Origin of the sequence: Halobacterium noricense (assembly GCF_021233435.1) — an archaeon.
Lineage (GTDB): Archaea > Halobacteriota > Halobacteria > Halobacteriales > Halobacteriaceae > Halobacterium > Halobacterium noricense.
In genome coordinates this window covers 2,859,035-2,882,536 of the sequence record NZ_CP089468.1, presented here as the reverse complement: position 1 = coordinate 2,882,536, position 23,502 = coordinate 2,859,035, and the positions used below count along the sequence as shown (strand labels likewise).

The following is a 23,502-nucleotide window of genomic DNA, read 5'->3' as shown; positions in this document are numbered from 1 at the left end:
CCTCCGCAGGCTTTTCGAGGCGTCGCGCCCTGTACACACCTATGAGCGACACGGACGACGGCTTCGACGAGGAGGCCGTGCGCGAGGAACTCCGCGAGAAGTACGCCGACGACGACCGTGGGGAGACCGAGCGCATGAGCGAACTCCTGCTGCAGGGTGCGACGATGACCAACCAGCACTGCGACCGCTGTGGCAACCCCATCTTCCGCTACGAGGGCCAGTCCTTCTGCCCCAACTGCCAGCAGGCCGCCGAACAACAGCAGACCGCGCAGCAGCAGGCCGCGCAGCAGCAGGCTGACACCGAAGGACAGGCGGCACAGCAGCCCTCGCAGCCAGCGGGCGGCGACGCGGACGCAGCCGAAGGTGCCCGTGCCAGCCAGCCGACCGGTAACGCCGCCGAGCGCCAGCAGCCCGCCGAAGGCCGGCAGCCCGCCGAACGCCAGCAGTCCACCCAGCCCGCACGCGAGCAGCGCCGCGAACAGCCCGCGCCGACCGAGCAGCCGGCAGTCGACAGCGAACTCCCGAATACTTCGCCGTCCGGCGAAGCCGCCGACGCACTGGAATCCTCGATTGCCGCGCTGGCGCGCCGCGCCGCCGGCGCCGACGACCCGCGGCGGGCCCGCGAGTTCCTCGAAGCCGCTCGCGAGGCCGCCGAAGCGCTGGACGCGATCCGCCGTAATGCGTAACCCGCAGGCCACACAGTACCACCGCATGGACATCCTCGTCCCCGTCGACGGCTCGGACTGCAGTTTCCGCGCGCTGGGGTTCGCCGCGGAGATGGCGCGCCGCTACGAGGGACGCCTCGACGCCGTCCACTTCGCAGAAGCCGAATCCGAGAGTACGGACGCCGTCCTCGACCGCGCCGAACGCGTTCTCGACGCGCAGGACGTCGACACCGAACCCGAAGTCAACACGGACGTCGACGTGGAGTTCCGGCCGAGCGACAGCGTTGGCGACGACATCCTCTCGCTCGTCGAGGAGCGCGGCTACGACCACGTCGTGATGGGGCACCACGGCGCTGGCACGCTCGAACGCACGCTCCTCGGAAGCGCCGCCGAGACGGTGCTGCACGCCGACCGCGTGCCCGCGACGGTCATTCCCTGATTCTCTCGGTCTGACGCGTTCGCACGCATCCAAACCGCTTAACCCCGAGCGCTGACTCCGCAGTCGTATGGACACCTACGAACTCCTCACGCGGAACGCGGCGGAAGTCGTGACCGAGGAGGAAGTCGAAGCGCTCGCCGACGACCCCGACGGGAAGCGAGCGTACGTCGGCTACGAGCCCTCGGGCGTGCTCCACCTCGGCCACCTGCTCACCGCGAACAAGCTCATCGACCTGCAGGACGCCGGGCTGGACGTCGTCGTCCTCCTGGCGGACGTCCACGCGTACCTCAACGGGAAAGGTTCCTTCGAGGAGATTCGGGACACCGCCGACCAGATGAAAGAGCAGTTCCTCGCGTACGGCCTCGACGAGGCCTCCACGAAGTTCGTGCTCGGCAGCGACTACCAGCTCGACGACGACTACGAACTGGACCTCCACGAATTGGAACTGGCGACATCGTTGAACCGCGCGCAGCGCGCGATGGCCGAAATTCAGGGCGGTGAGACCGCGAAGGTCAGCCACGTCGTCTACCCACTGATGCAGGCGCTGGACATCGAGTACCTCGACGTCGACGTCGCAGTCGGCGGCATGGACCAGCGGAAGGTCCACATGCTCGCCCGCGAGGAACTCCCGAGTCTCGGCTACGAGAAGCGCCTCGCCGTCCACACGCCGATTCTCGGCGACCTCGAGACCGGCGAGGGGAAGATGTCTTCCAGCGAGGGCATCACCATCTCCATGGAGGACTCCACAGAGGACCTCGAAGAGAAGGTGAACTCGGCGTTCTGCCCGCAAACCCGCGACCCCGAGGGCGACCTCGTCAACCCCGTGCTCGAACTGTTCCAGTACCACGTCTTCCCGCGCTTCGAGGCGGTCGTCGTCGAGCGCCCCGACGAGTACGGCGGCAACCTCGAATACGACGACTACGAGGCCCTCGCCGCGGACCTCGAATCCGGCGAACTCCACCCCGCGGACGCGAAGGGCGCGCTCGCGGACTACCTCGACGACCTCATCGCCCCCGGCCGCGAGCGGCTCCGCGAGATTCGTGGCGAGTAACCGACACCCCACTTCTAAACCACGGGTCGCCGTAGAGCCGCCGTGACCGCCGACTTCCCTGAATCCCTGACAGACCCCGTGACGCTCCGCGACCACGATACTGTCGACGTCCGGGACAGGACCCACGATGTCGACACGGCTGAGTTCGCTGACGCGACCGAGTTGGACAGCCACGTGGTCGTCGGTGTTGTGAGCGACGTTGGCGTCCTCCTCCAGAACGACGGCCACCACGGCTGGACACTCCCCGCGTTTCCCGCCGAAGCCGGCGACGACTGGCTGGCGGTCGCGCGCCACGAGTTCGAGGGGCTGACTGGCGTCCCAATCGACGTCGACGCCGTCGAGCGCCTCCGCGCCCGCGAGTACCGCGTTCCCGACACCGGCGACAGCACTACGGTCTACAACGTGGTCGTCCGCGCGACGCCGAACGCTCGACTTCCTGAGGAGCCGCAAAGCCGCGTGGACGGCACCAAAATCGAGTGGTTCGCGGACGTTCCCGAAGACGTTTCCAGACCTGTCGCAGCGGACGTCGAGCGATTCGTGGACTGACAACTGCAGAACGAGCATCCGCGAGCAGAATGATCCGAAGGACCCGAGCGAAGCGGTTCACCGCGCGAACGCAGTGAGCGCGGGCCGACGGCCCGCGAACAGACGGCGCTGCGTGCCGTGAGCAGAGGAGGGCGCCGCAGGCGCCCTCCCACAGCAAAAAGTGGCTAGACGAACTTCCGGACCGTCACGTCCAGGGTGTCCAAATCGAGGATGGGGGCGGTGGCGACGTCGGGGTCGATGTTGACGGATTTCTGGAATTCGGTCTGATGTTGCCAGCAGCCCGAATTCACGAGGCGGACGTTGTGGTAGCCGCCGACGCCGAGTTTGTGGACGTGGCCGGTGTGGAAGACGTCGGGCGCGTCGTCGATGACGAGGTAGTCTTCCTTCTCCGGGGCGACGCGGGTACGGCCGCCGAACTGCGGGGCGACGTGGCGTTTCTTGAGGAGTTGCTCCATCGCGCGGTGGGGGTTGTCGTAGGAGATGTCGTCGCCGGGGTATTCGGCGATGATTTCGTCGATGGAGACGCCGTGGTACATGAGGATGTCGACGCCTTCGACGGTGACGGTGGATGGATTCCCGGTGAAGCGGGCGTCGTGGGCGCTCATGATGTCGCGCAGTTCCTCGTCGAAGGCGGGCTGGGGTTCGGCGAGGCGGACGGCGTCGTGGTTGCCGGGAATCATCACGATTTCCATGTCCCCGGGGACGTCTTTGAGGTGTTCCGCGAACGTCTCGTACTGGTCGTAGATGTCGACGATGTCCAGTTCCTCGTCCTGGTTGGGGTAGACGCCGACGCCTTCGACCATGTCGCCCGCAATCAGGAGGTACTCGACGGGGTCGGCTTCCTCGGTGTGGAGCCAGTCGGCGAACGCCTGCCAGGCGTCCGCGGCGAACTCCTGGCTGCCGACGTGAACGTCGGAGACGAGCGCGGCCTGCACGTGGCGGTCCGCCGTGGACGGCCGGTGCGTGCGCGGGATGTCCGGGAAGTGGAGGTCGTCCGCAAACAGGATGCCGCCGTCGTCGGAAATTGTCCCTTCGACGGCGACGACCTCGTCCATGAGGAGTTCGTCGACGTGGACGGCGATGTCGCGGTCTTTCATCACGAGCGTCGGGAAGACGCCGTTCGTGTCCTCGACTTCGACGAGCCAGTGGCCGCTGGCGGTCGAGCGGATGTCGTTGACCATCCCGACGACCGCGGCCTCGCTGCCACCGGGCATCGAGTCGAGCGCGTCCGTGGGTCGGTGGTTGACGCGCCCGCGGAGCTTCTTCGAGAGGCGGTCGTAGCGGTCGCGGAACGTCGCGACGAAGTCCGCGTACTCGCCAGTTCCCGTCGATTCGCCGGTGATGTCGCCGTCGATTTCGACGCTACGCTCGCTGTCGTCGCGCGCGTCGCGGCCGTCCCGTCGCCCCGCCGCGTTCTGTCCTTTTCCCACCCCCTTTGTTTCAACTGGAGAGGTTCGTTCTTGCGTCCGAATGTCGTCGTCTTCGGCCCCAGTCGAAGTGGTGGGAGAGGTCGTTCGGTCGGTGGACGCCTCCGGCTCGGGGTCGGCGGGCGGCGTTGCGGCAGCGGCCGTGGTCGTCTCGGTCGTGGTCGTCTCGGTCGTGGTCGTCTCGGTCGTGGTCGTCTCGGTCGTGGTCGTCTCGGCTGCGGTCGTCTCGGCGGCTGCCGTGTCGCCGCTGGACACGTCGGCCTCCGTCGCGGACGCGCTCGGCGTCGCGTCGTCGAGCACCTCGCGAACGTGGGCGGTGGTGAGCGTCAGCGCGTCGTCGGGTGCGGCGTCGACCGCGCGCTCGACGGCGGCCGCGGGGTCGCTCGCGCCCGCGAGCAGCGTCACGGCCTCTCGTTCCGCGTTGTACCCCCGGCTGGTGAGTTCACGGACGACCCGGACCGGGGGTTCTCGTGGCACACCACGTCAGCACGGTAAGCGCGAGCAAAAGGGTGGCGGTCCGCGAGGGGAAAGTTGAAACCCGGGAGCGGCGAAAGGCGAACAGATGACCAACGGCGACGACGTGCCCGACCCCCGCGGCGGTCCGCGGGCCGCGCTCGTCTGGTTCCTCCGTACCGACCACGGTGCCGTGATGTTCGTCCGCGAGGCCGCCAGCAGCGCGCTCACGGTCGCCATGGTCGGCCTGCTGTTGTTCGCGGTCAGCGGCGTCTGGCCGCCGCTGGTCGCCGTCGAGAGCGGGAGCATGCAGCCGAACATGCAGAAGGGCGACCTCGTGTTCGTGATGGAGGAACAGCGGTTCACCCCCGACTACGCCACCGGCGACACCGGCGTCGTCACCCACCAGGACGCCACCGGCCACGACTACCAGCAGTTCGGCGGGCTGGGCGACGTCATCGTCTACAAGCCGTACGGGAACGGGCGGGAGACGCCGGTGATACACCGCGCACGCTTCTGGGTGGACGACGGCGAGAACTGGTACTCGAAGGCCAACCCTGACTACGTCGACGCCGACAGTTGCGACGAACTCCGGAACTGTCCCGCGCCCCACGCGGGCTTCATCACGAAGGGCGACAACTCGGTCACGAACGACTACTACGACCAGGCGCGCGGCATCTCCAGTCCCGTCAAGCCCGCGTGGGTGAAGGGCACCGCCGAATACCGCCTCCCGTACCTCGGCTGGGTGCGCCTGACGTTCGCCGGTGCCGTCACGCCGGGCACGACGACGCTCGCGACCGACGCTGGGCCGGCAAGTGTCGAGGGAACTGGAGCGCTGGCTCCCGAGCCAGTCGGTTCGTCGCCGAAGAACGCGTCGGGCGTCGCGCTCGCGCCTGTTACGTGAGGTTCGGCGGGACGCGAACGGAAATCGTCGAACGACTCGCACTCCCGATTAATCGTTATATTCTTCGCTCGCGCGTCGCGGGCGACGGTCGGACCGCAGTCAGTCGACGTACAGCGAGTAGACGATGACCGCGAAGCCGACGGCCGTGAGCGCGCTCTCGGTCAGTACCGCGAGCGTGCGGTCGACCGCGAGCACCTGGTCGGCGATACCCGCGAGCAGCGACCCGAGGGTCACGCACCCGAAGCCGATGGCGAGCGACCGCAGCGCCGGCGACCCGGTGCGATTCCACGCCTTCAGCGCGAAGTACGTGACCGCGCCGCCGAGCACGAGCGTGATTGTCTTCAACGCGACGACTGCCAAGTAGTGTGTCATGTCTCTTTGCTCACCTCCGCCCAGAGCGTTTCGAGGCGTTCGTCCGTGGACTGCGACGGCCGCGTGACGCCGACGTCGAGCGTCCGGTCCTCGTCGATTTGGATGACGACCTCCTCGAAGACGAGGTCGTACTCCGTCGTGTGGTGGCCGTCCGGTTGGAGCACCGCCCGCTCCTCCAGGAGCGCGGCGTCCGTGAGGAGTTCGAGCTTCCGGTAGGTCGTCGACAGCGGGATGTCACACGCCTCCGAGAGCTCCTTGGCCGCCATCGGCTCGTCGAGCGCCTCGATGATGCGTCTGCATCCCTCGTCGTCCAGGGCGTCGAGGACGACCTGGAGTTCGGGCGTCTCGTCCGTCCCGAGCGGAGCACGCATCACCCGACGCTCGGAGGTACGGAGAGTTAACTGGTCGTCCGATTTTCAGAGTCCGGGAACGTCGTTCTCAGTATCTGGGAACGCGTCTTACTGCGTTGGAATCGCGGCTCGGGTTATAGGGGTCCAGCGGCTACCTCCACACGTGAGGTGATGGGAATGTCATACGATGCGGCAACCCCCTTGAGGAACGAGGTCGACTTCGAACTCTCGGGGCCGTGGGCGGCGTACTGGGTCGCGATGCTTCGCGTGCTCACCGGCTGGTGGTTCGTCCACTCCGGGCTCGGGAAGCTCCTCGACAGCGGGCTGAGCTTCGGTGCCGCCGGCTACCTGCAGGGCATGAGCGGCACCACGCTGGGACCGCTCGCAACGTTCCTCGCGGGGTTCCCGGACCTCCTCGGCGCGCTCGTGCCGCTCGGGGAGACGGCGATCGGGCTCGGGCTCATGTTCGGCGTGCTCGTCCGGCTCGCGTCGTTCTTCGGCGTGTTCTTCATGAGCCTGTTCTTCGTCGGGAACGCCAGCTTCGGGCACGGACTCGTCAACAGCGACCTGATGGGGATGCTGTTGTTCGTGACGATGATCGTGTTCGCGGCCGGCCGCCACTACGGCCTCGACGCACTCATCGAGCGCACCGACTTCGTCCAGAACCGCCCGCGGCTGAAGTACCTACTCGGCTAGGAGGTGACAGTAAATGCAATCCAACGACGTCGACCTCGCGGACAGGCTCGCGATAGCGCTGAGCGGCGGCTTGCTGCTGCTCGGCGTCGTCGTCACCGGCCTGATAGAAACGCTCGACGGCGCGCCCCGCGGCGCGGCGCCCGTGACCAACGACGCCGGCGAAGTGATAGCCCAGCCGACCATCGACCCGAACGTCCGGACGGCGCTGGTCGTCGCGGCGCTGCTCGTGTTGCTCGTGTACGCGCTCTACCGGGTCGCCGTCCCGCACGTCGGCACCACGAGCCCCGGCGAACCGACCACTGAGTCGTACCCGAGCGACTGACCGCAGTCGGTAACGGGAGACGAGCTTTCGACTACCCTTTCGTGGGAAGGAGGACTGAGGCGTCGCTTTTGATTCTCGATTCGGGAGTGTTTCGAGTGGACGGGCGTGGCTACGCCATCGTGGTGTGTGGACGGGAAACGAAGGGGGTTGGCGTAGCGTCGACGGCGTACGGAGAGAATCGACCGGCGCTCAGTTGTCGAAGCGCGCCTGCACGAACGGCGTGACGTTCTCGATGTCGCTGAGCCGGGAGTCCGCTTCGAGGACGGCTTCGGTCTCCTCGACGGGAACCGACAGCGATATTTCCTTCGTGCGGCCGTAGCGGCCCTTCGAGACGACGACCGCGTTCACGATACCGAGCATGTCGAGTTCGCTGATGAGGTCGGTGACGCGGCGCTGCGTGAGCACGTCCGCGTCGAGCTCGTCGCAGAGCGTCTTGTAGATGTTGTACACCTCGCCCGTGTTCACGTTGTGGACGCCGTTGTCCTCCAGCAGGAGGATGGCGTACAGGACGAGTTTGCTCTGCGTCGGGAGCGTGCGCACGACCTCGACCACGCGGTCGAGTTCGATTTTGTCCTGGGCGCGCCGCACGTTCTCCTCGGTGACTGAGTCCGACTGGTCGCGTTCGGCGAGTTCGCCGGCGGTCCGGAGGAGGTCGAGCGCGCGACGCGCGTCACCGTGCTCCTGGGCGGCGAACGCCGCACACAGCGGGATGACGTCCTCGGAGAGCGCGTTATCCTTGAACGCGACGTCCGCACGGTGCTGGAGGATGTCCCGGAGCTGGTTGGCGTCGTACGGCGGGAAGACGATCTCCTCCTCGCCGAGACTCGATTTGACGCGCGGGTCGAGGAAGTCGGTGAACTTCAGGTCGTTGCTGATGCCGATGATGGAGACCCGGGAGTTCTCCAGCTCGGAGTTCATCCGCGAGAGGTTGTAGAGGGTGTCGTCGCCGGACTTCTCGACGAGCTTGTCGATCTCGTCGAGCATGATGACCGCGACGCGCTCGACGTAGTCGACGGCCTCGAAGAAGCGCGCGTACACGCGGTCGGTCGGCCACCCCGTCATCGGGACGTCGTCCATCTCGGACTTCTCCTCGTGCAGCGCCTCGATGCGCTCGTCGACGGCCTCGACGGAGTCGAAGTCGAGGTGGTCGTCGTTGTCGTCGTCGGATTCGAGCACGCCCGGGTCGTCCTCGCCGGCCTCCCGGAGACCCTGGAGTTCCTCGACGCGCTCGTCGATGAACGTGCGGTTCTGCTCGATGAACGTGTTCGCGAGCTGCGCGAGCACGCGGTACTGGGTATCCGTAACCTCGCAGTTGATGTACTCGACCTCGCAGGGGACGTCGTACTTCTGGGAGGTCCGCTCCAGTTCCTGGCTGACGAACTTCGCGCTGGCGGTCTTCCCCGTCCCGGTCTTCCCGTAGATGAGGATGTTCGACGGCGTCTCGCCGCGCAGCGCCGCGACGAGAATCGTCGCCATGTTGTTGATCTGGTCTTTCCGGTGCGGGAGTTCGTGTGGCGTGTACGACGGCCGCAACACCTCCTTGTTCTCGAAGATGGGTTCGCCGCTGAGCAAGTCGTCGAACAGCCCCTCGTCGCCGTCCTCGTCGTCCTCGAGGACGTCGTCGAGGTCCACCTCGAAGTCCCGGTCGGCAGTACGTCGGCCGTCCGTCGTCGGTTCGTCTGACATGATTTGCGGTGCCCCTTCGTTTCGTGTGGAGAGCGCCGCGCACGGAGAGGAAGCCACAGACCGGCGCGAACGGGGCGTTCGAGGCGGTTCAGTGACCGGGCGCTCCAGTTGATGCAGATGAACTAATGGAAACGTGAGGGACTAATAAGTTTCGATGAGGTCAGACGAGCGACGAAACGTTTGGTTCTGACTCCGGTTAGGTACGCAAATCGTTCGTCTGCTAGAACACGACGAGAGAGTCCGAGAGAGTCGGAAGCGCCGAGAGCGTTGAACGTTCGGAGTGTCCGTCGACGTCGAAACCGGCTGGGTAGACGAGACACGGCGGGGCTAGTCGGCGGATAGCGAATTCGAGAGGGTTCGAGGAGGAGTGTTTCGAGTGCGCGCGTGAGACTGGTTCTGCTTCTCACGAGGTCCGTTTCAGAGAGAACGAACCGACGGCTGGGGTTCTCGACGAGTGAGTTGGGGAGTTCCATCGGAAACAGGGGGGTTGGGGTGGGGGACAGGGGTCCGCCCCCCACCCCTTCGTTTCGGGTGGAACGGCGAAACGGACCGGGGGAGGGGGTCACAGAACAGGATTGGCTCTAGAAGAGGGAAAAGACTAAGTCATATACTCAGAAACAGTAACCGCAATACAGCCCGTACCGAATTTTGTTGACGTGGTCTGGTCTAGAACTAGTGGCTTTCCCGCCCGAATCTCCCGTTCTGTCGCTCCCGGCCTACGGCTGCTCCCGTTTCCACTCGAAACGAAGGGGTGGGGGGCCTCGCGTCGGTCCACGCTACCACTCCCCACTCGGCCCGCCCACCTATCCCTCTCCTCCCTCTTGGGTTACTCTCTACTCTCTACTCTCTACTCTCTACTCCCGCCCCAGGCTTTTCGTCCAACTTGCCCAACATCCGTTCCAGCTGTCGTCCCACCTGTCTCCACACCCGCTGTCTGACGTAAGTTTAAGTCCGCTCGCCGGCTCTCCCCTATCAACCGTCCGTATCCTGCGTCAAGCATACAAGGCGCGGGGTGCGTATGGAGGTCAAGGATGGGACTGTTCGCAGAACTCAGAGACAGCATCTCACGGGTGTCGGCGAGCCTGTTTGCCGACGACTCGGAACCGAAACGAATCGGGATTTACGGCCCGCCGAACGCCGGCAAGACCACGCTCGCGAACCGTATCGCTCGCGACTGGACCGGCGACGCGGTCGGCCCGGAGAGCCACATCCCGCACGAGACGCGCCGCGCGCGCCGGAAGGAAAACGTCGAAATCAAACGCGACGGGAAGACCGTCAACATCGACATCGTCGACACGCCCGGCGTGACGACGAAAGTCGACTACTCGGAGTTCCTCGAGCACGACATGGAGAAAGACGAGGCCGTGCGCCGCTCCCGCGAAGCCACCGAGGGCGTCGCGGAGGCGATGCACTGGCTCCGCGAGGACGTCGACGGTGTCATCTACGTCCTCGACTCCACGACGGACCCGTTCACGCAGGTGAACACGATGCTCATCGGCATCATCGAGAGTCGGGACCTGCCGGTGCTCATCCTCGCGAACAAGACCGACCTCGAGGGCTCGAACATCCAGCGCGTGTCGAACGCGTTCCCCCAACACGAGACGATTCCGCTCTCCGCGCTGGAGGGCGAGAACATGGACGAGGTCTACGAGAAGATCGCGGAGTACTTCGGGTGACTCACGATGCCTGAAACCACGAGCGAAGACGGACCGGGCGACGGCGTCCAGATCGACCTCATCAGCGCCGAGCGGATGTCCGGCAAGACGTCCATGGAGAAGATTCGGATGATTCTGGACGGCGTCCGCGACGGCAAAATCGTCGTCCTGGAGGCCGGCCTCACCCCCGACGAGGAGTCGAAACTCATCGAAGTGACGATGACAGAGATCAACCCGGACGGCTTCTCCGGCATCGAGATTGAGAGCTTCCCGCAGTCCGAGACCAACGACACGGGCTTGCTCGGCCGCTTGATGGGCAAGCAGTCGACGTCGAAGCTCACGGTCGTCGGACCGGCGAACCAGATTCAGTCCCTCCACAAGGACGAGACGCTCATCAGCGCGCTCGTTTCCCGCAAGTAATGCCTCACCAGTGTACGAACTGCGGGCACGTCTTCGCGGACGGCTCCAAGGAAATGTTGTCGGGATGCCCGGACTGCGGCGGGAACAAGTTCCAGTACCACCCCGGTGATGTCGCCGAATCCGAGCCGGCTGACCCGCCAGCCGACGCGGACGCCGACTCGCCCGAGCCCCCCGAACGCGAGGGGGGGACCGTCGCGGGCGCGGTCGGCCGCGCCGCGAACAAGGTCCGAGACGCCGTGACCAGCGACCCCGACCCCGCAGCGCGTACGACTGGCGAGGACGCCGAGACGACTGGCGCCGCCAGCACTGCAGACGCGTCCAGCACTGCCGACGCCGAAGCCGACCCCAGCGCACCCGAAACCGAGGCGTCGGGGGCAGCCGACGAGACGGATCCGAGTGCTCCCAACGCATCCGAAACGGGGGGCGACCTGTCCGAAGAAGAACCCGCAGAGGGCATCGACGCCAGCACGGAGACGGGCGACGAGGACGCCGCGCAGGCGGACGCCCGGAGTTCCGTCGTCGACAAGGACTCGCTGCCGGACGCGCCGTCGGACGGCCGCGTCGTCAAGGAGCCCGACGACCCCGAGGACCGACCCGAACTGGAGGACCTCCGGCAGGAGCTCAACGACCAGTTCGAGTCCATCCGCATCGTCGCGCCCGGCCAGTACGAGCTCAACCTCATGGAGCTGTACGACCGTCAGGAGTACATCATCGCGCTCCAGGAGGACGGCCAGTACGTCATCGAGGTGCCGGACGCCTGGGAGACCGACGACGAGTAGCGCGCGAACAGTCCCGTTTCGACCCCATCCTCTCCCTGCACCCGTTTCCACGCTCCACCCTCTCGTCCCGCAGTCCGTTCCCACTCTCCATCCTTCCGCTTTCGACTCGCGGGTACGATCGCACGTGAACCGACAGCAGTCCGCGAACCTGCGGCGGTACGCGAACCCGCGGTAGGTTGCCGGCTGCCGAAGGTGTTTTCCGCGCCGACACGACCCCTCCAGTAGATGACCGTTCGTCGCCGCGTGGAGGCCCTCGTCGCCGCGTTCCCCGCGCTGCTGGCGTGGCTCGGGCTCGTCGACCGGAAGAAGGGTGAGGAGGCGTTCGACCTCGCGCTCCCCGCGATGGTGACCGGCGGCCTGCGCACCGTGCTGCGAACGACGGACTTCCTGATGGTGAGCATCGCCGCGGGGGACGTCGCGGTCGCCGCCCTCGAATTCGGCTTCCAGTACTACTTCATCCCGTTCGGGCTCGCGCTCGCGCTGACCAGCGGCACCATCAGCGTCGTCTCCCGGCTGAAGGGAGCCGAGGAGGACGCGGAGGCAGACTTCGCCATCAAGCAGTCGCTGTGGCTCTCGCTGCTGCTCTCGGTCCCGCTCACCGCTGGCGCGTGGCTGTACGCGGACCCGCTCGTGAGCTTGCTCGCCAGCGACGCGGAGACGGCGGCGCTGGGCGCGGACTACCTCCGCGTGGTGATGCTGTCGGTGGTGTTCCGGTTCTGGAGCATGACCGCAGCGCGGGCGCTGGCGGGTGCCGGCGACACTCGGACGCCGATGTACGTGCGCCTCGTGACGCTGCCGACGAACGTCGCGCTGAACGCGCTGCTCATCTTCGGGCTGTTCGGGTTCCCCGAACTCAGCGTCGTCGGCGCGGCGTGGGGGACCGCCATCGCGAACACGCTCGCGGGCATCGTGTTCTTCGCCGTCCTCCTCTCCGGGCGCTGGAGCGTCGCGCTCCGACTCCGCGGCAAGCAGTGGGACTGGAGCGTCGCCCGCGAAATCGTCCGCGTCGCGCTCCCGCTTGCTGGCACGCGGCTCTCGCGGACGTTCGGCCGGTTCCCGTTCCTGTTCGTGCTCGGCGTACTCGGGACACCCGTCGTCGCCTCGTACGCCATCGGCCGCCGCGTGATGTTGCTGGCGCTGATGCCCGCGTGGGGGTACGCGACGGCCTCCAGCACGCTCGTCGGCCACCGCCTCGGCGCGGGCGAGCCCGACGAGGCCGCCGACTACGGCTGGCAGACGCTGCGCATCGCGCTCGTCACCCAGTTGCTCATCGGTGCGGGCATCTTCCTCGCGGCGGCGCCCATCGCGCAGGCGTTCGGCGCGACCACCGTCGACCTCACCGTGACGTTCGTCCGCGTCTTCGGACTGAGCGTCGCCGGCTTCTCGGTCTCGCGGACGCTCCGCGGCGGCCTCCGCGGCGCTGGCGACACCCGCTGGCCGTTCTACGGCGGCATCGTGGGAACGTACCTCGTCCGCCTCCCGCTGGCGTTCGTCGCACTCCCCGCGAGCTTCGTCGTCGGCCCGTTCGCGCTCGGCCCGCTCTCGATTCCCGCCGTCTCGCCGGGGCTCGGACTCGGACTGTCGGCCATCTTCGCGGCCATCCTCGGCGACATGTACGTGCGCGCCGCCATCAACTTCGTCCGCTTCAAGTCCGGCGCGTGGCGCGCGTACGGCGCGAAGACGCCCGCGGAGTAACGTCTCCCTCCACCCGCGGCCGCGAACGACCGCAATTTAAGTCGCCGCGGGCGAACCACTGCGCATGAGCACGGCAACGAAGTACGTCGTCGGTACAGTCGCTCTCGCAGCCGTTCTGGCGCTGATAATCGTCGTCAACGTCGCGTAGATGTTCTCCCAGCGCGACCTCGCGGGTGACTTCGCGGCGGTCCGGGAGACGTACGCGCCGGAGGCCATCGTCCTCGACTGCGACAGGGACTTCCAGACGCTCCCGCCGGAGCACCGCGACGACCTCGCGCTGCTCACCGAGTCGCTGTCGCCCAGCGAGTACGACGCCGACTGGCTCCCCGAAGACGCTCCACAGATTCTCTACCGTCTGGCGTCCAGCGACTTCGTCGTGGGCACGCCCGGCGACGGCGCGGTCGCGTGGACGACCCAGACGGAGCCGCCGGTCGTCTTCGTGAAGGCGCGCATCGAGGGCACACCGGACGAATTCGCGGACTTCCTCGTCGCGGAAGCGCTCGTCGAAGCGGGACTGGGCCTCCCCGAGCAGTTCCTCGGCTTCTTCGGGGACGAGTACCGCGCGTTCGACGACGCCGTCGACGCCGACCCGGCCTCGGTCTACCAGATCGCGTCGGCGTGCTGCGACGCCTACCGCGGCCTCCACACGCGCGAGGAGTTCGAATCGTGGGACGAGGACTACCCCGACCTCCACGATGCGTGGGTGGACGCCGGCGAGCGCGTCACCGGCCGCATCGACGACCTCCCGCAGGAAATCGCGCGCGGCGAGACGTCGTTCTCGGATGCCGCCGAGTTGGCGTGCAGCGCCGTCAAACACGACGTCGACCTGCCCGCGCCGTTCGCCGCGCTGGACACGCTCGCATACCGGCGCCACGGCGCGAGCTACGCGGTGAAGTGGGCACAGAAACTGTTCGAGGCGGCAGAAACGGAAGCAGATGCGGAAGCGGACGCGGATGCAGAAGCGGACGCGGATGCAGAAGCGGACGCGAACGGCGCGGAGTAGCGCTATTCCATGCTGCAGTCAGTATTCGGCGGCGACGTCCCCTCCCTCGTCGAGTTCGACGACCACGTCGCTCTCTCCGCGGAACGCGTCGAGGACGTCGTCGTCGTGGACCTCCCGGGAGACGTGGACGAGCGCGACGGCGTCGTGTTCGTCGAGGAGGTCGCCGAGCCGGCCGAGCGCGTCGAGCGCGCGGTCCTCGTCGGCGTAGTACGCGAGCTCGGTCAGCGAGTCGAAACTGATGCGGCGCTTGCCGGGGTTGTCGGTGAGGAACTGCTCGGCGGCCGCGAGGATGCCGTCGACGTCGTCGGGCGCGGAGACGTAGTGGATGTGGCTGGCACCTCGCCGGGAGTAGCCGCGGTCGACGGAGAGGGTGTCCAGAATCTCGGCGCTGTCCTCGTCGACGTCGTAGTACTCCAGCTTCTGCGTGACCTCGCGGGCGGTCGTGCGCGTGGAGACCACGAGGAAGTGGTCGGTGTCGGTCTTCAGGAAGTCGGTGTCCATGCGGTCGGTCTCGCCGGTGCTCGGGTGGAGCAGCAGTACGACGGTGCCGCCCGGGACGGAGTCGGGCGCTCCGTCGATGGCGAGGTCGTAGTCCATACCGCAGGAAAGCGCCTACGCGGTCTTAACCTTCGGGGTCGGGGAGAGAAGTGGTGTTCAGGTGAGAAGCCTCCAGCAGTAGCGTTGTGGGGAACCGCTGAAAGCCCTCGGCTGTCTCGGCTCCCGCGGCTCGCTGCGCGCGTTCGCTCACGCTGCTCGCTCACGTGCTTACTTCGCCGGGGTTCGCCGAGTGGGCGGTCGGCTGTGCCGACCGCCGCAAAACGTGGCGGCTTCGCCGCCACGCGCGCCTCGCCCTTTCAATCCACCAGGAGACCGGTTGATTCATCGGCTGATGCTGACCGGGAGTACACTTTCATCCGAACATCGTGGAGGGGAGAACCACCGCCGCTGGTGCTTCAGAACACGCTGTCGGCGGTCGCAGCGCCGACGACGCTGAAAATGGCACCTACGCAGACGGATTTCGCGGTGAGCGCCGCGACCTTCGGGAACGCCGTCCCGAGTTCGAGTTGGCCCGCGAACGTCGTGGGCGCGGTAATCGCTATCGCGAGCACGAGCACGGAGCCGTACGCGACCCCCATCAGGGAGACGAACCGAACTGGGACGCCGGCGACTTCGGCCTCGCGGTCGGGGTCGCGGTCGTCGTCGGCCTCGTAGAGCGCGCCGTAGCCGATGCCGAACACGATGACGACGGTCGCGAGCACGTGGAACCACTGCATGTTGCTGGCGAGCAGCCACACCTCCTCGGTGACGACGAACGGGCCCGCGAGCAGAAAGCCGCCGACGACCTGCTGGGCGGTGTCCGCGACGCGGTACCGTCTGCTTCGGCCGGCCATACCGGGCAGTCGTGGACGGCCGGGAAAACGTCTGCGGGTTTTTGCCCGCGGCGGCCGGCCAGTTTCCTGCGGGTTTTTGCCCGCGGCGGCCGTCGCGTTCATTATGAGCGTTCGCGAGGAATTCGACGAGTGGGCGGAGTCGGGCCGCGACAAGGGGATGGAGGAGCGCCACTGGCACACCGCCAAGCACGTACTCGCGCGGATACCCGTCGAGGCCGACGACTACGTCCTCGACCTCGGCACCGGGAGCGGGTACGCGCTGCGCGCGCTCCGCGAGCGCGGCGTCGCCCGTGGCTACGGGCTCGACGGCGCGCCCGAGATGGCGCGCAACGCCCAGTCCTACACGGAAGACTCGCAAATCGGCTTCGTCGTCGGTGATTTCGGCGTCCTGCCGTTTGCCGACGACAGCGTCGACCACGTGTTCAGCATGGAAGCGTTCTACTACGCAAGCGACCCCCACGAGACCCTCGAAGCGGTGCGGCGCGTCTTGAAGCCCGGCGGGACGTTCTACTGCGCGGTGAACTACTACGAGGAGAACGTCCACAGCCACGACTGGCAGCAGAACATCACCGTGGAGATGACCCGCTGGGACAAGGCCCAGTACCGCGAGGCGTTCCGGGACGCGGGCCTCCACGTCGCCGAGCAGGACAACGTCGCGGACCGCGACGTCGAGATTCCGCCCGCCGACGAGTTCCCCTACGAGGGCTTCGAGACGCGGGCGGACATGGTCGAGCGCTACCGCACGTACGGGACGCTTCTGACTGTCGGCGTCGCACCCTAACGTAGCGAAAACGACTCCCGACGCTCACAGCAGTGTCGCGTCTTCGGGCCGGAACCCGAGTACCGCGTCTCCCGTCGGCGGCTCGTCGCGGGTCTTCACGAGCACGTCTCGCCCCTCCCAGTCGCAGTGCGCGCGGTAGGCGTCGCCGAGGAACTCCACGCTCTCCACGCGCACCGCGAACTGGTTCTGCTCGCAGTCGAAGCGAAGGGACTCGGGACGCACACAGACGGTTGTCCGGCCGTCGATGCGCTCACCGACGTCGAACTCAGTATCGCCGACACGAACCGAACACCCCTTCGTTTCGACTGGAGGCTGGCCGTCGAAGACGTTGTTGTCGCCGACGAACTCCGCGACGAACCGCGACGCCGGCTCCCGGTAGACAGCTTCGGGTTCGCCGACCTGCTCGACGCGGCCCGCGTTCAGCACCGCGACGCGGTCCGAAATCGCGAGCGCCTCGCTCTGGTCGTGCGTGACGTACACCGTCGTGATGTCCAACTCGGATTGAATCTCCTTGACCTGCACGCGCAGGCGCTCCCGGAGCCGGGCGTCCAGCGCGCTCATCGGCTCGTCCAGCAGGAGCACGTCGGGTTCGGGTGCGAGCGCGCGAGCCAGCGCGACGCGCTGCTGCTGACCCCCCGACAGCGCCTCGGGGTCGCGGTCGCCGAACCCCGGCAAATCGACGAGCTCCAACAGGGCCGCGACGCGCTCGGTCTCCGTCTGTCCCTCGGGCGGGTCGCGGAAGCGGAGCCCGTACGCGACGTTCTCTGCGACGCTCATGTGCGGGAACAGCGCGTAGCTCTGGAAGACGATGCCCACGTCGCGGTCCTCTGGTGGAACGCCAGCGACGGAGTCGCCGCCGAAGCGCACGTCGCCGCTGTCGGGCTGCTCGAACCCCGCAATCAGGCGCAGCGTCGTCGTCTTCCCGCAGCCCGAGGGCCCGACGAGCGTGAAGAACTCGCCGTCCTCGACTTCGAGGGAGACGTCGTCGACGGCGGTCGTCGCGCCGAACGCGCGAGTCACGCCATCGAGTTGGAGGTTCGTCATGGCCGGTACCTCCCGCCGACGCGGTCGATGACCACGAAGCTGGCGGCAGTGACAACCAGCAGGACGGTGCCCATCGCGGCCGCGGGGCCGACGCTCGGGCCGGCCGCGCGGTCCACGAGGAAGCGCTTCAGCGCCACCGGCATCGTGTAGGCGTTCTCCCCGGCGAGCAGGACGGTGGCGTCGAACTCGCCGATGCTGAGCGCGAACGCGAACGCCGCGCCCGCGAGCACGCCCGGCCACACGAGCGGCAGTTCGACGTCGTAGAGCGCCCGGGCGCGGCTCGCCCCGAGCGCCCGCGCGGATTCCACGAGCCGGTCGTCGACGGCCGCCAGCATCGGCGTGACGTTCCGCACGACGAACGGGTAGCCGGCGATGGCGTGCGCGGCGACGACGACGGCGGCGCCGACGACGCTGACGCGGTAGCCGAACAGTTCCACGCCGAACACCAGCGACTGCAACATCCCGAAGCCGACGACGATGCCGGAGACGGCGATGGGCGCCATCAGTACCGCGTCGGCGACCTTCCGGCCGCGGCCGCCGCGCGCGGAGAACGCCGCGATGACGACGCCCATCGGGAGCGCGAGCGCGAGCGCGCCGACGCCGAACAACAAGGAATTCCGCACCGCGACGGAGGGCTGCGTGCGGCTCCCGGCCTGTCGTTCGACGAGGAAGCGCCACCACTCCAGCGTCGGGTTCTCGAGGCCGCCGACGCTCACCAGCACCATCGACACCAGCGGCGCGAGGAAGACGAGAACGACGACGACGCCGTAGACGCCGATGCCGGCGCGCACGAGCGCGCTCCGGAGGTCGGTGAGGTCGAGGTCGAACAGTCGATCGCGCGGCAGCGGCTTGCCGGCACCGCCGCCCGCGCGCCGCGCCTCGTAGCGCAGGTAGACGTACGTCAAGCCGAGCGAGACGACGGTTTCGAGCGTGGCGAGCGCGGCCGCGGTCTCGTAGTCGAGTTGCTGGACGCGCGCGTACAGCCACACCTCTACGGTCGCCAACTGAAGGCCGCCCAGCCCCAACACGATGGGGAACGTCATGAACGTGAACACGAACGTCAGCACCGCGCTCGCCGCCAGCGCCGGCAGCAACTGGGGCGCGACGACGTCCTTGAACGCCCGCAGCGGGCTCGCGCCCAGCGAGCGCGCGGTCTCGACGGCGCTGGCGTCGACGTTCTCCCACGCCGACGTCACCATCCGCGTCACGAGCGGCGCGTTGTAGAACGCGTGGGCCAACACCACGATTTTCAGGGTGTACAGCAGTTCGACTTTCTCCAGGCCGAGCGCCGTCAGCACGCCGTTGAGGGTGCCGTTCGTCCCGAACGTCGCGACGAACCCCGCGACCACCATGATGGAGGGGAGCACGAACGGCAGGATGGTCAGCGCCTTCAGCGTGCGCCGGCCCGGGAACTCGAAGCGCGCGAGCACGTACGCGCCCGGCAGCCCGAGCGCGACGCTCGCCAGCGTCGACAGGAACGCTTGCCACGCCGTGAACCCGAACAGCCCCTTCCGGACGGTGGGGTAGTTCACCCACACTTCGGGCAGCCGGCCCGTCCAGCCGGCGTGCACGCGCACGCTCGCCAGCCACGCGAGCACGTCGCCGGGCACCTGCGTGGGGTGCGCGAACAGGCCGTGCGCGGCACCAACGTAGAACTCGCTCTCGAGCACGTCCCGAATCGGCGCGGCGGCGTCCCCGAACGCCTCCACGAACACCGTCCACACCGGGTAGTAGAAGACGACGGCGAGCACGAGCAGCGTCCCGGTGCCGACTACTGGGAGGACCAGTCGGTCCGCGTCGTCGGCGAGGCGGCCCGCCGCGCCGGACAGCCAGTCGGTCACTCGCGTCAGTTGCTCGCGACCAGCTGGGCCCAGGACTCGGTCCATTCGTCGAGGTTCCCTGCGAGCTCCTCGTAGGTAAACGTGACCGGCTCGGGCGGCTCCTTGGCGTACTCGGCGTACCCCTCGGGGAGCGACGCTGTGGTCGTCGCGGGAATCTGGACGTTGTTCACGGCGACGTTCGCCTGCGCCTCGTCGGTGAGCACGAAGTCAACGAAGTCGGCGGCGGTCTCGGGCTGGTCCGTACCGGCGAACCGCCCCACGGTCTCGGGGTTGGCGTACCCCTGGTCGTTCAGGAAGCTCACCTGGTGGTGCGGGAGTTCCTCTTCGCTGTTGTAGTACACCTGGTCGGTGGAGTAGGAGACGACCATCGGGCGCTCGCCCTCGAGGAACGCGTTGTAGGCGGGCTGCCAGTCGTCGAGCACGCGCACGTCGTTGGCGAGCAGTTCCTCCCAGTAGTCGAGATAGCCGTCCGGCCCCTTCTCGTGAATCGTCCAGAGGAGGAACGCCAGGCCGGGGTCGCTGGACTGGGCGTTCTGCGCGAGCAGCGTCCCCGCGTACTCGGGTTCGAGGAGCGCGTCGAACGTCCCCGGGTCCTCGATTTCGGTGCTGTCGTAGACGGGCGTGATGTATCCCGTGTCGTAGGCGACGACGCGGTTCTCGGGGTCGACCTCCAGGCTCTCCTTGACGTCGTCGTCGTTGTCGAGGTCGCCGCGCAAGCCGTCGAAGAGGTCGGTGTCGGGCAACGACTCGTCGACGCGCACGAGGTCGGGCGTGTTCAGGCCGACGAAGAGGTCGGCGTCGATGCCCGCGTCCTGCTGTTTGCGCTGGATGAACTCGTTGATGCCGTTGCTCGGCGCGGTGTACTCGATTTCGGTGTCGTGGTCGGCCTCCCACTGGTCTTTCAGCCAGCGGCCCGCGGTGCCCTCGTCGCCGAAGAAGGAGTCGTAGGTCGCGATTTTCAGCGGCTCCGTCGACTCGCTGGTCGTGCCGGTCGTCGTCCCCTCTGTGGTCGTGGTCTCCGCGGTCGTGCTGGTCTGCTCCCCGTCCTCGACCTGCAAGCAGCCGGCGGTCAGCAGGCCCGCGACGCCGACGCCAGCCGTCTTGAGGTACTCTCGCCGTCTCATTACCTGGTTGTTTCGCACTGTGGTAGAAAAGACCGTCGTTTCGGGCGGTGCGGGCGCTCACGCCCGGAGCGAAAGTCCCGCCGCTGCAGCGAGCGCGAGCAACGCCGCCACAGCGCCGAACCCTGGTGCTTCACCGGGCGTCTGCCCAGGCCCCGGGTTCCCGGGGTCGTCTCGACTCTCGCCTCCTGCGGCTGTCTGGTCGACCGTCTGACTCGTCGTAGCTATCTCCTCGGTCGGCGTCTGCGTGCTCTCGTCGGTCGTGCGATCGGTCGTCGTTTCCCTCGCCAGGTCGGTGCCACCGCCCGAACTCTCCGACCCACTATCCCCGCCGTTACTCGAATCATCGCTCGTCGTGTTCGCGACGCTCCCGTTCGACGCGACCTCGATTTTCATCGACGCGCTCGCGGTGTCGTTCGAGCCGTCACTCGCGGTCAGCACCACTTCGTACGTGGCCGCCGAATCGAAGGCGTACGTGACGGTCTTCCCGCTTTTCGCGGTGCTCGACCCGAACTCCCACTCGTACGTGACGTCGCCGACCGTGTCGTTCACGGCCGCCGGCGAGTACTCGACCTCCTCGCCCACGTCCACGGTCCGGCTGTCGTTCAGGGAGACGTCGAGTGTGTCAGTGTCGACGGTGAGCGCGCCGGTTTCCGCCGAGTCAGTGGAATTGCTGCCCGTGACAGTCACCGCCACCGACTGCTCGCTGTCGGTCGCATTCGAATCCACTAAGATAGTCTCGTTGTACGTGTCGCCGCTCGCAGACGTGAGTTCGACGCTGCTGCTCGCGCCGAACGCCGAGAGGTTCGCGGTCACCGAAGTGGCGTCGCCGCTCACGGTCGCCCTCACCTCCACGATGTCGCCGGGTACGACGATGCCGTTCTCGTCGGCTACGTCGGTGAGAGTCACGGATTCGATGGCTGGCGTCTCCTTCACCGTCACGTTCATCGACGCGTTCGCGCTCTCGCCGGTGTTGTCACTGACGGTCAGGTTCACCACGTACCCGCCCGGGGCGTCGTACGTATGGTTGACTGTCCTGTTCGACGCGTTGGCGCCGTCACCGAACTCCCACTCGTACGTGACATCGCCGTTGGCGTTCTCCACGGACCGCGGCGAGAACTCGGCCTGCTCACCGGCGGCGACCGTTCGATTGTCGCGGAGTTCGACCGACGGCTCGCTGGTATCGACGCTGAGGGTTCCAGTCTCGGTACTGGTCGTGTTCCCCTGTCCATCGCCGACCGTCACGTTCGCTGCGTGGTCGCCGTCGGTCGCGTTCTCCCCGACTACGCCAGTCCAGTTGTACGTGTCACCGTTTTCGTGTGAGAGGCTGACGTTACTGCCCGCGTCGAATGCCGAGAGGTTCGCCGTCATCGTGCCAACGTCGCCAGTCGCGTTCGCAGTCACTTCGATGGTGTCGCCGGACGCGACGAGCCCGTCGTCGTCCGTCGCGTCGGTGAGATTCACCGAGTGCAGAACGGGTGCGACCTCGTCGACACTCGCGGTGTCGGAGCCTGCCGAGGAGACGCTGTCACCGGCGGACGCAGCACGTTCGACCGTCGCCTCGTATTTGCCGTCCGTACTGCCGTTGTAGGTCGCGGTGTACGAGTACGGATTCGTCCCCGCCTGCTCGAATTCATCGAGCAGAAGTGTCGCGCTCTCGGGGCCATCGAGCGTGACGTTGAGCTCCGAAAGGTCGTGGTTCGTCGTGACGTTCACCGTCACGTTCTGGCCCGCCGTCGCGTTCGCTTCGAACTCGCTTACTGAGAGGTTCGTGGGGTAGCTCTCGACGCCCGCGACGCCGGCGTTCTTGCTGGCGGTCATCGTCGCCCCGCTGGCATCGGTAATCTTGCTCGTCGTCCCGTCTATCTTCGTGTACGCCACCTCGCTGCCCTGCAAGTGGACGATTTCGAGATCACCGTCGCCCGCCCAGTCGACGCCCGCGACGGACGTCTTGTCCGTGTTGTTGCTGGTCTGTCGGAACTGGACGACGTTTCCGCTGCTGTTCGCGATTTCGGGGTAGCTGCTGCCGTCTATCGCGGGTACCCAGAGCGTGCCGTTCTGATAGAAATCCGCCGGTGCACCCGTAGCACCGCTGTTAGAAACGTTCCCGTACTGGGTGTCGATGCTGGTGGTGCCGTTGTAGTAGTGCAGGTTCTGGGACGTGCCCACGAACACGATGTCCTTCCCACCCGTGCCGTCGAAGTCAGCGACGCCGAGCACTGCCGACGCCGCCTCGATTCCGACCCTCGTCGGCGTTCCGGAGGCGTTCGCGTAGTAGACGTTGCCGTTCGTGTCCGGGTACACGACTTCGGGCACACCGTCGCCGGTCCAGTCCCCGACGCCGATTTTCGCGCCCGTGTACGGAACGCCGCCATCTATCGCCCGTCCCTCCCCGTTCACGTCAATCGTCCGGAGCTTTCCTTGGTCGGTCACGTACGGCGCTTCGAGCAGGCCGTCGCTATCGAGGTCAGTCATCGGACCCACAGTTTCAGCGCTCACGTTCGTCTCGACTTGCGAGCCGTCCTCGCGCACGAACGCAAGGTTGGCAGTCCCCCCGTCGACGTAGACGAACTTGATCGGGTTCGACGCCTCGATACTCGTCGTCTCCGTCGTCGTATCTGCTGAGACCGGACCGATGCCCGTGGTCGCTACACCCGCAGCGAGCGCGACGGCGACCGCAAGCACGAGCGCTCGTCGGAGCCCTCGAGTACCGCCGCCCCCACTGTCAGTCATACTCAATAAAATACTGATTGATGCGGAAAGGGGTTATTGCCAGAATTTTGGCAATACGGGCGCTAATGGCCACTAAGACTAAAAAGACGGGCCGGACGTATAAGCAGACTATTATAAATCAGCTAGCG

23 protein-coding genes are annotated in these 23,502 nt (G+C 66.9%); 13 read left to right on the top strand and 10 right to left on the bottom strand.

What is annotated here, in order from left to right; translation table 11 throughout:
• Positions 1 to 41 precede the first annotated feature (41 nt).
• The 4 genes from LT974_RS15400 (at position 42) to LT974_RS15385 (ending at position 2,701) form a co-directional block, all read left to right on the top strand.
• Positions 42 to 686, top strand: coding sequence for an Sjogren's syndrome/scleroderma autoantigen 1 family protein (locus tag LT974_RS15400; RefSeq protein ID WP_232588500.1), 645 nt, complete (start codon positions 42 to 44; stop codon positions 684 to 686).
• Positions 679 to 1,104, top strand: a complete 426-nt coding sequence (locus LT974_RS15395) for a universal stress protein (protein ID WP_232588498.1) — start codon at positions 679 to 681, stop codon at positions 1,102 to 1,104. The genes LT974_RS15400 and LT974_RS15395 overlap by 8 nt, the downstream gene beginning before the upstream one ends.
• 67 nt (positions 1,105 to 1,171) lie before the next feature.
• Positions 1,172 to 2,155 (top strand): tyrosine--tRNA ligase, encoded by a 984-nt coding sequence (locus tag LT974_RS15390; protein ID WP_232588497.1) that lies wholly within the window; start codon positions 1,172 to 1,174, stop codon positions 2,153 to 2,155.
• Positions 2,156 to 2,197: 42 nt separating this feature from the next.
• Complete coding sequence (locus tag LT974_RS15385) at positions 2,198 to 2,701, top strand: NUDIX hydrolase (protein ID WP_232588496.1); 504 nt, start codon at positions 2,198 to 2,200, stop codon at positions 2,699 to 2,701.
• A gap of 164 nt (positions 2,702 to 2,865) precedes the next feature.
• Here LT974_RS15385 and LT974_RS15380 read toward each other — a convergent pair whose 3' ends face one another.
• A complete protein-coding gene (locus tag LT974_RS15380) occupies positions 2,866 to 4,605 on the bottom strand; it encodes a DNA-directed DNA polymerase II small subunit (protein WP_232588494.1) in 1,740 nt (579 codons plus the stop codon).
• 85 nt (positions 4,606 to 4,690) lie between these two features.
• On the opposite strand from LT974_RS15380, the gene LT974_RS15375 reads away from it, so the two are divergent.
• Positions 4,691 to 5,485 carry a S26 family signal peptidase gene (locus LT974_RS15375; protein ID WP_232588492.1) on the top strand — a complete coding sequence of 265 codons (795 nt, stop codon included), beginning with the start codon at positions 4,691 to 4,693 and terminating at the stop codon, positions 5,483 to 5,485.
• Positions 5,486 to 5,584: 99 nt separating this feature from the next.
• Here LT974_RS15375 and LT974_RS15370 read toward each other — a convergent pair whose 3' ends face one another.
• Together LT974_RS15370 and LT974_RS15365 are read right to left on the bottom strand one after the other, a co-directional pair.
• Positions 5,585 to 5,857, bottom strand: coding sequence for a DUF7521 family protein (locus LT974_RS15370; protein ID WP_232588491.1), 273 nt, complete (start codon positions 5,855 to 5,857; stop codon positions 5,585 to 5,587).
• Positions 5,854 to 6,228, bottom strand: coding sequence for a winged helix-turn-helix domain-containing protein (locus LT974_RS15365; protein WP_232588490.1), 375 nt, complete (start codon positions 6,226 to 6,228; stop codon positions 5,854 to 5,856). Before LT974_RS15365 ends, LT974_RS15370 begins: the two co-directional genes overlap by 4 nt.
• A 156-nt stretch (positions 6,229 to 6,384) precedes the next feature.
• On the opposite strand from LT974_RS15365, the gene LT974_RS15360 reads away from it, so the two are divergent.
• Positions 6,385 to 6,903: a DoxX family protein gene (locus LT974_RS15360; protein WP_232590284.1), complete on the top strand. Its 519-nt coding sequence runs from the start codon at positions 6,385 to 6,387 to the stop codon at positions 6,901 to 6,903.
• Positions 6,904 to 6,916: 13 nt separating this feature from the next.
• Positions 6,917 to 7,225 carry a hypothetical protein gene (locus LT974_RS15355; RefSeq protein ID WP_232588489.1) on the top strand — a complete coding sequence of 103 codons (309 nt, stop codon included), beginning with the start codon at positions 6,917 to 6,919 and terminating at the stop codon, positions 7,223 to 7,225.
• A 189-nt stretch (positions 7,226 to 7,414) separates the two neighbouring features.
• Here LT974_RS15355 and LT974_RS15350 read toward each other — a convergent pair whose 3' ends face one another.
• On the bottom strand, positions 7,415 to 8,911 hold the full coding sequence (locus tag LT974_RS15350; RefSeq protein WP_232588488.1) for a Cdc6/Cdc18 family protein: 1,497 nt from the start codon (positions 8,909 to 8,911) through the stop codon (positions 7,415 to 7,417).
• A gap of 1,031 nt (positions 8,912 to 9,942) precedes the next feature.
• On the opposite strand from LT974_RS15350, the gene LT974_RS15345 reads away from it, so the two are divergent.
• From LT974_RS15345 to LT974_RS15325, 5 genes are all read left to right on the top strand, one after another.
• Complete coding sequence (locus tag LT974_RS15345) at positions 9,943 to 10,587, top strand: Era-like GTP-binding protein (RefSeq protein WP_232588487.1); 645 nt, start codon at positions 9,943 to 9,945, stop codon at positions 10,585 to 10,587.
• Between the two features lie 6 nt (positions 10,588 to 10,593).
• Positions 10,594 to 10,986: a DUF2073 domain-containing protein gene (locus LT974_RS15340; protein ID WP_232588486.1), complete on the top strand. Its 393-nt coding sequence runs from the start codon at positions 10,594 to 10,596 to the stop codon at positions 10,984 to 10,986.
• A complete protein-coding gene (locus LT974_RS15335; RefSeq protein WP_232588485.1) occupies positions 10,986 to 11,765 on the top strand; it encodes a Zn-ribbon domain-containing protein in 780 nt (259 codons plus the stop codon). The genes LT974_RS15340 and LT974_RS15335 overlap by 1 nt, the downstream gene beginning before the upstream one ends.
• A 225-nt stretch (positions 11,766 to 11,990) precedes the next feature.
• The gene (locus LT974_RS15330) at positions 11,991 to 13,460 is read left to right on the top strand and encodes an MATE family efflux transporter (RefSeq protein ID WP_232588484.1); all 1,470 of its coding nucleotides are present in this window, start codon (positions 11,991 to 11,993) and stop codon (positions 13,458 to 13,460) included.
• 148 nt (positions 13,461 to 13,608) lie between these two features.
• Positions 13,609 to 14,463, top strand: coding sequence for a DUF7089 family protein (locus tag LT974_RS15325; RefSeq protein WP_232588483.1), 855 nt, complete (start codon positions 13,609 to 13,611; stop codon positions 14,461 to 14,463).
• 18 nt (positions 14,464 to 14,481) lie between these two features.
• Here the strand turns inward: LT974_RS15325 and LT974_RS15320 are convergent, their stop codons facing one another.
• Both LT974_RS15320 and LT974_RS15315 read right to left on the bottom strand, forming a co-directional pair.
• Entirely contained in the window at positions 14,482 to 15,060 is a 579-nt protein-coding gene (locus tag LT974_RS15320; RefSeq protein WP_232588482.1) for a DUF7090 family protein, read from the bottom strand.
• 356 nt (positions 15,061 to 15,416) lie between these two features.
• Positions 15,417 to 15,854, bottom strand: coding sequence for a DUF2391 family protein (locus LT974_RS15315; protein WP_232588481.1), 438 nt, complete (start codon positions 15,852 to 15,854; stop codon positions 15,417 to 15,419).
• A gap of 103 nt (positions 15,855 to 15,957) precedes the next feature.
• Here LT974_RS15315 and LT974_RS15310 point away from each other — a divergent pair, with 103 nt between their 5' ends.
• Positions 15,958 to 16,635 (top strand): class I SAM-dependent methyltransferase, encoded by a 678-nt coding sequence (locus LT974_RS15310; RefSeq protein ID WP_232588480.1) that lies wholly within the window; start codon positions 15,958 to 15,960, stop codon positions 16,633 to 16,635.
• Positions 16,636 to 16,659: 24 nt separating this feature from the next.
• Here the strand turns inward: LT974_RS15310 and LT974_RS15305 are convergent, their stop codons facing one another.
• The 4 genes from LT974_RS15305 to LT974_RS15290 are packed head-to-tail and all read right to left on the bottom strand — an operon-like array spanning position 16,660 to position 23,374.
• Entirely contained in the window at positions 16,660 to 17,679 is a 1,020-nt protein-coding gene (locus tag LT974_RS15305; protein ID WP_232588479.1) for an ABC transporter ATP-binding protein, read from the bottom strand.
• Entirely contained in the window at positions 17,676 to 19,565 is a 1,890-nt protein-coding gene (locus tag LT974_RS15300) for an ABC transporter permease (protein ID WP_232588478.1), read from the bottom strand. The genes LT974_RS15305 and LT974_RS15300 overlap by 4 nt, the downstream gene beginning before the upstream one ends.
• On the bottom strand, positions 19,526 to 20,644 hold the full coding sequence (locus LT974_RS15295; protein ID WP_232588477.1) for a thiamine ABC transporter substrate-binding protein: 1,119 nt from the start codon (positions 20,642 to 20,644) through the stop codon (positions 19,526 to 19,528). The genes LT974_RS15300 and LT974_RS15295 overlap by 40 nt, the downstream gene beginning before the upstream one ends.
• A gap of 57 nt (positions 20,645 to 20,701) precedes the next feature.
• On the bottom strand, positions 20,702 to 23,374 hold the full coding sequence (locus tag LT974_RS15290; protein ID WP_232588476.1) for a PKD domain-containing protein: 2,673 nt from the start codon (positions 23,372 to 23,374) through the stop codon (positions 20,702 to 20,704).
• Positions 23,375 to 23,502: the final 128 nt, after the last annotated feature.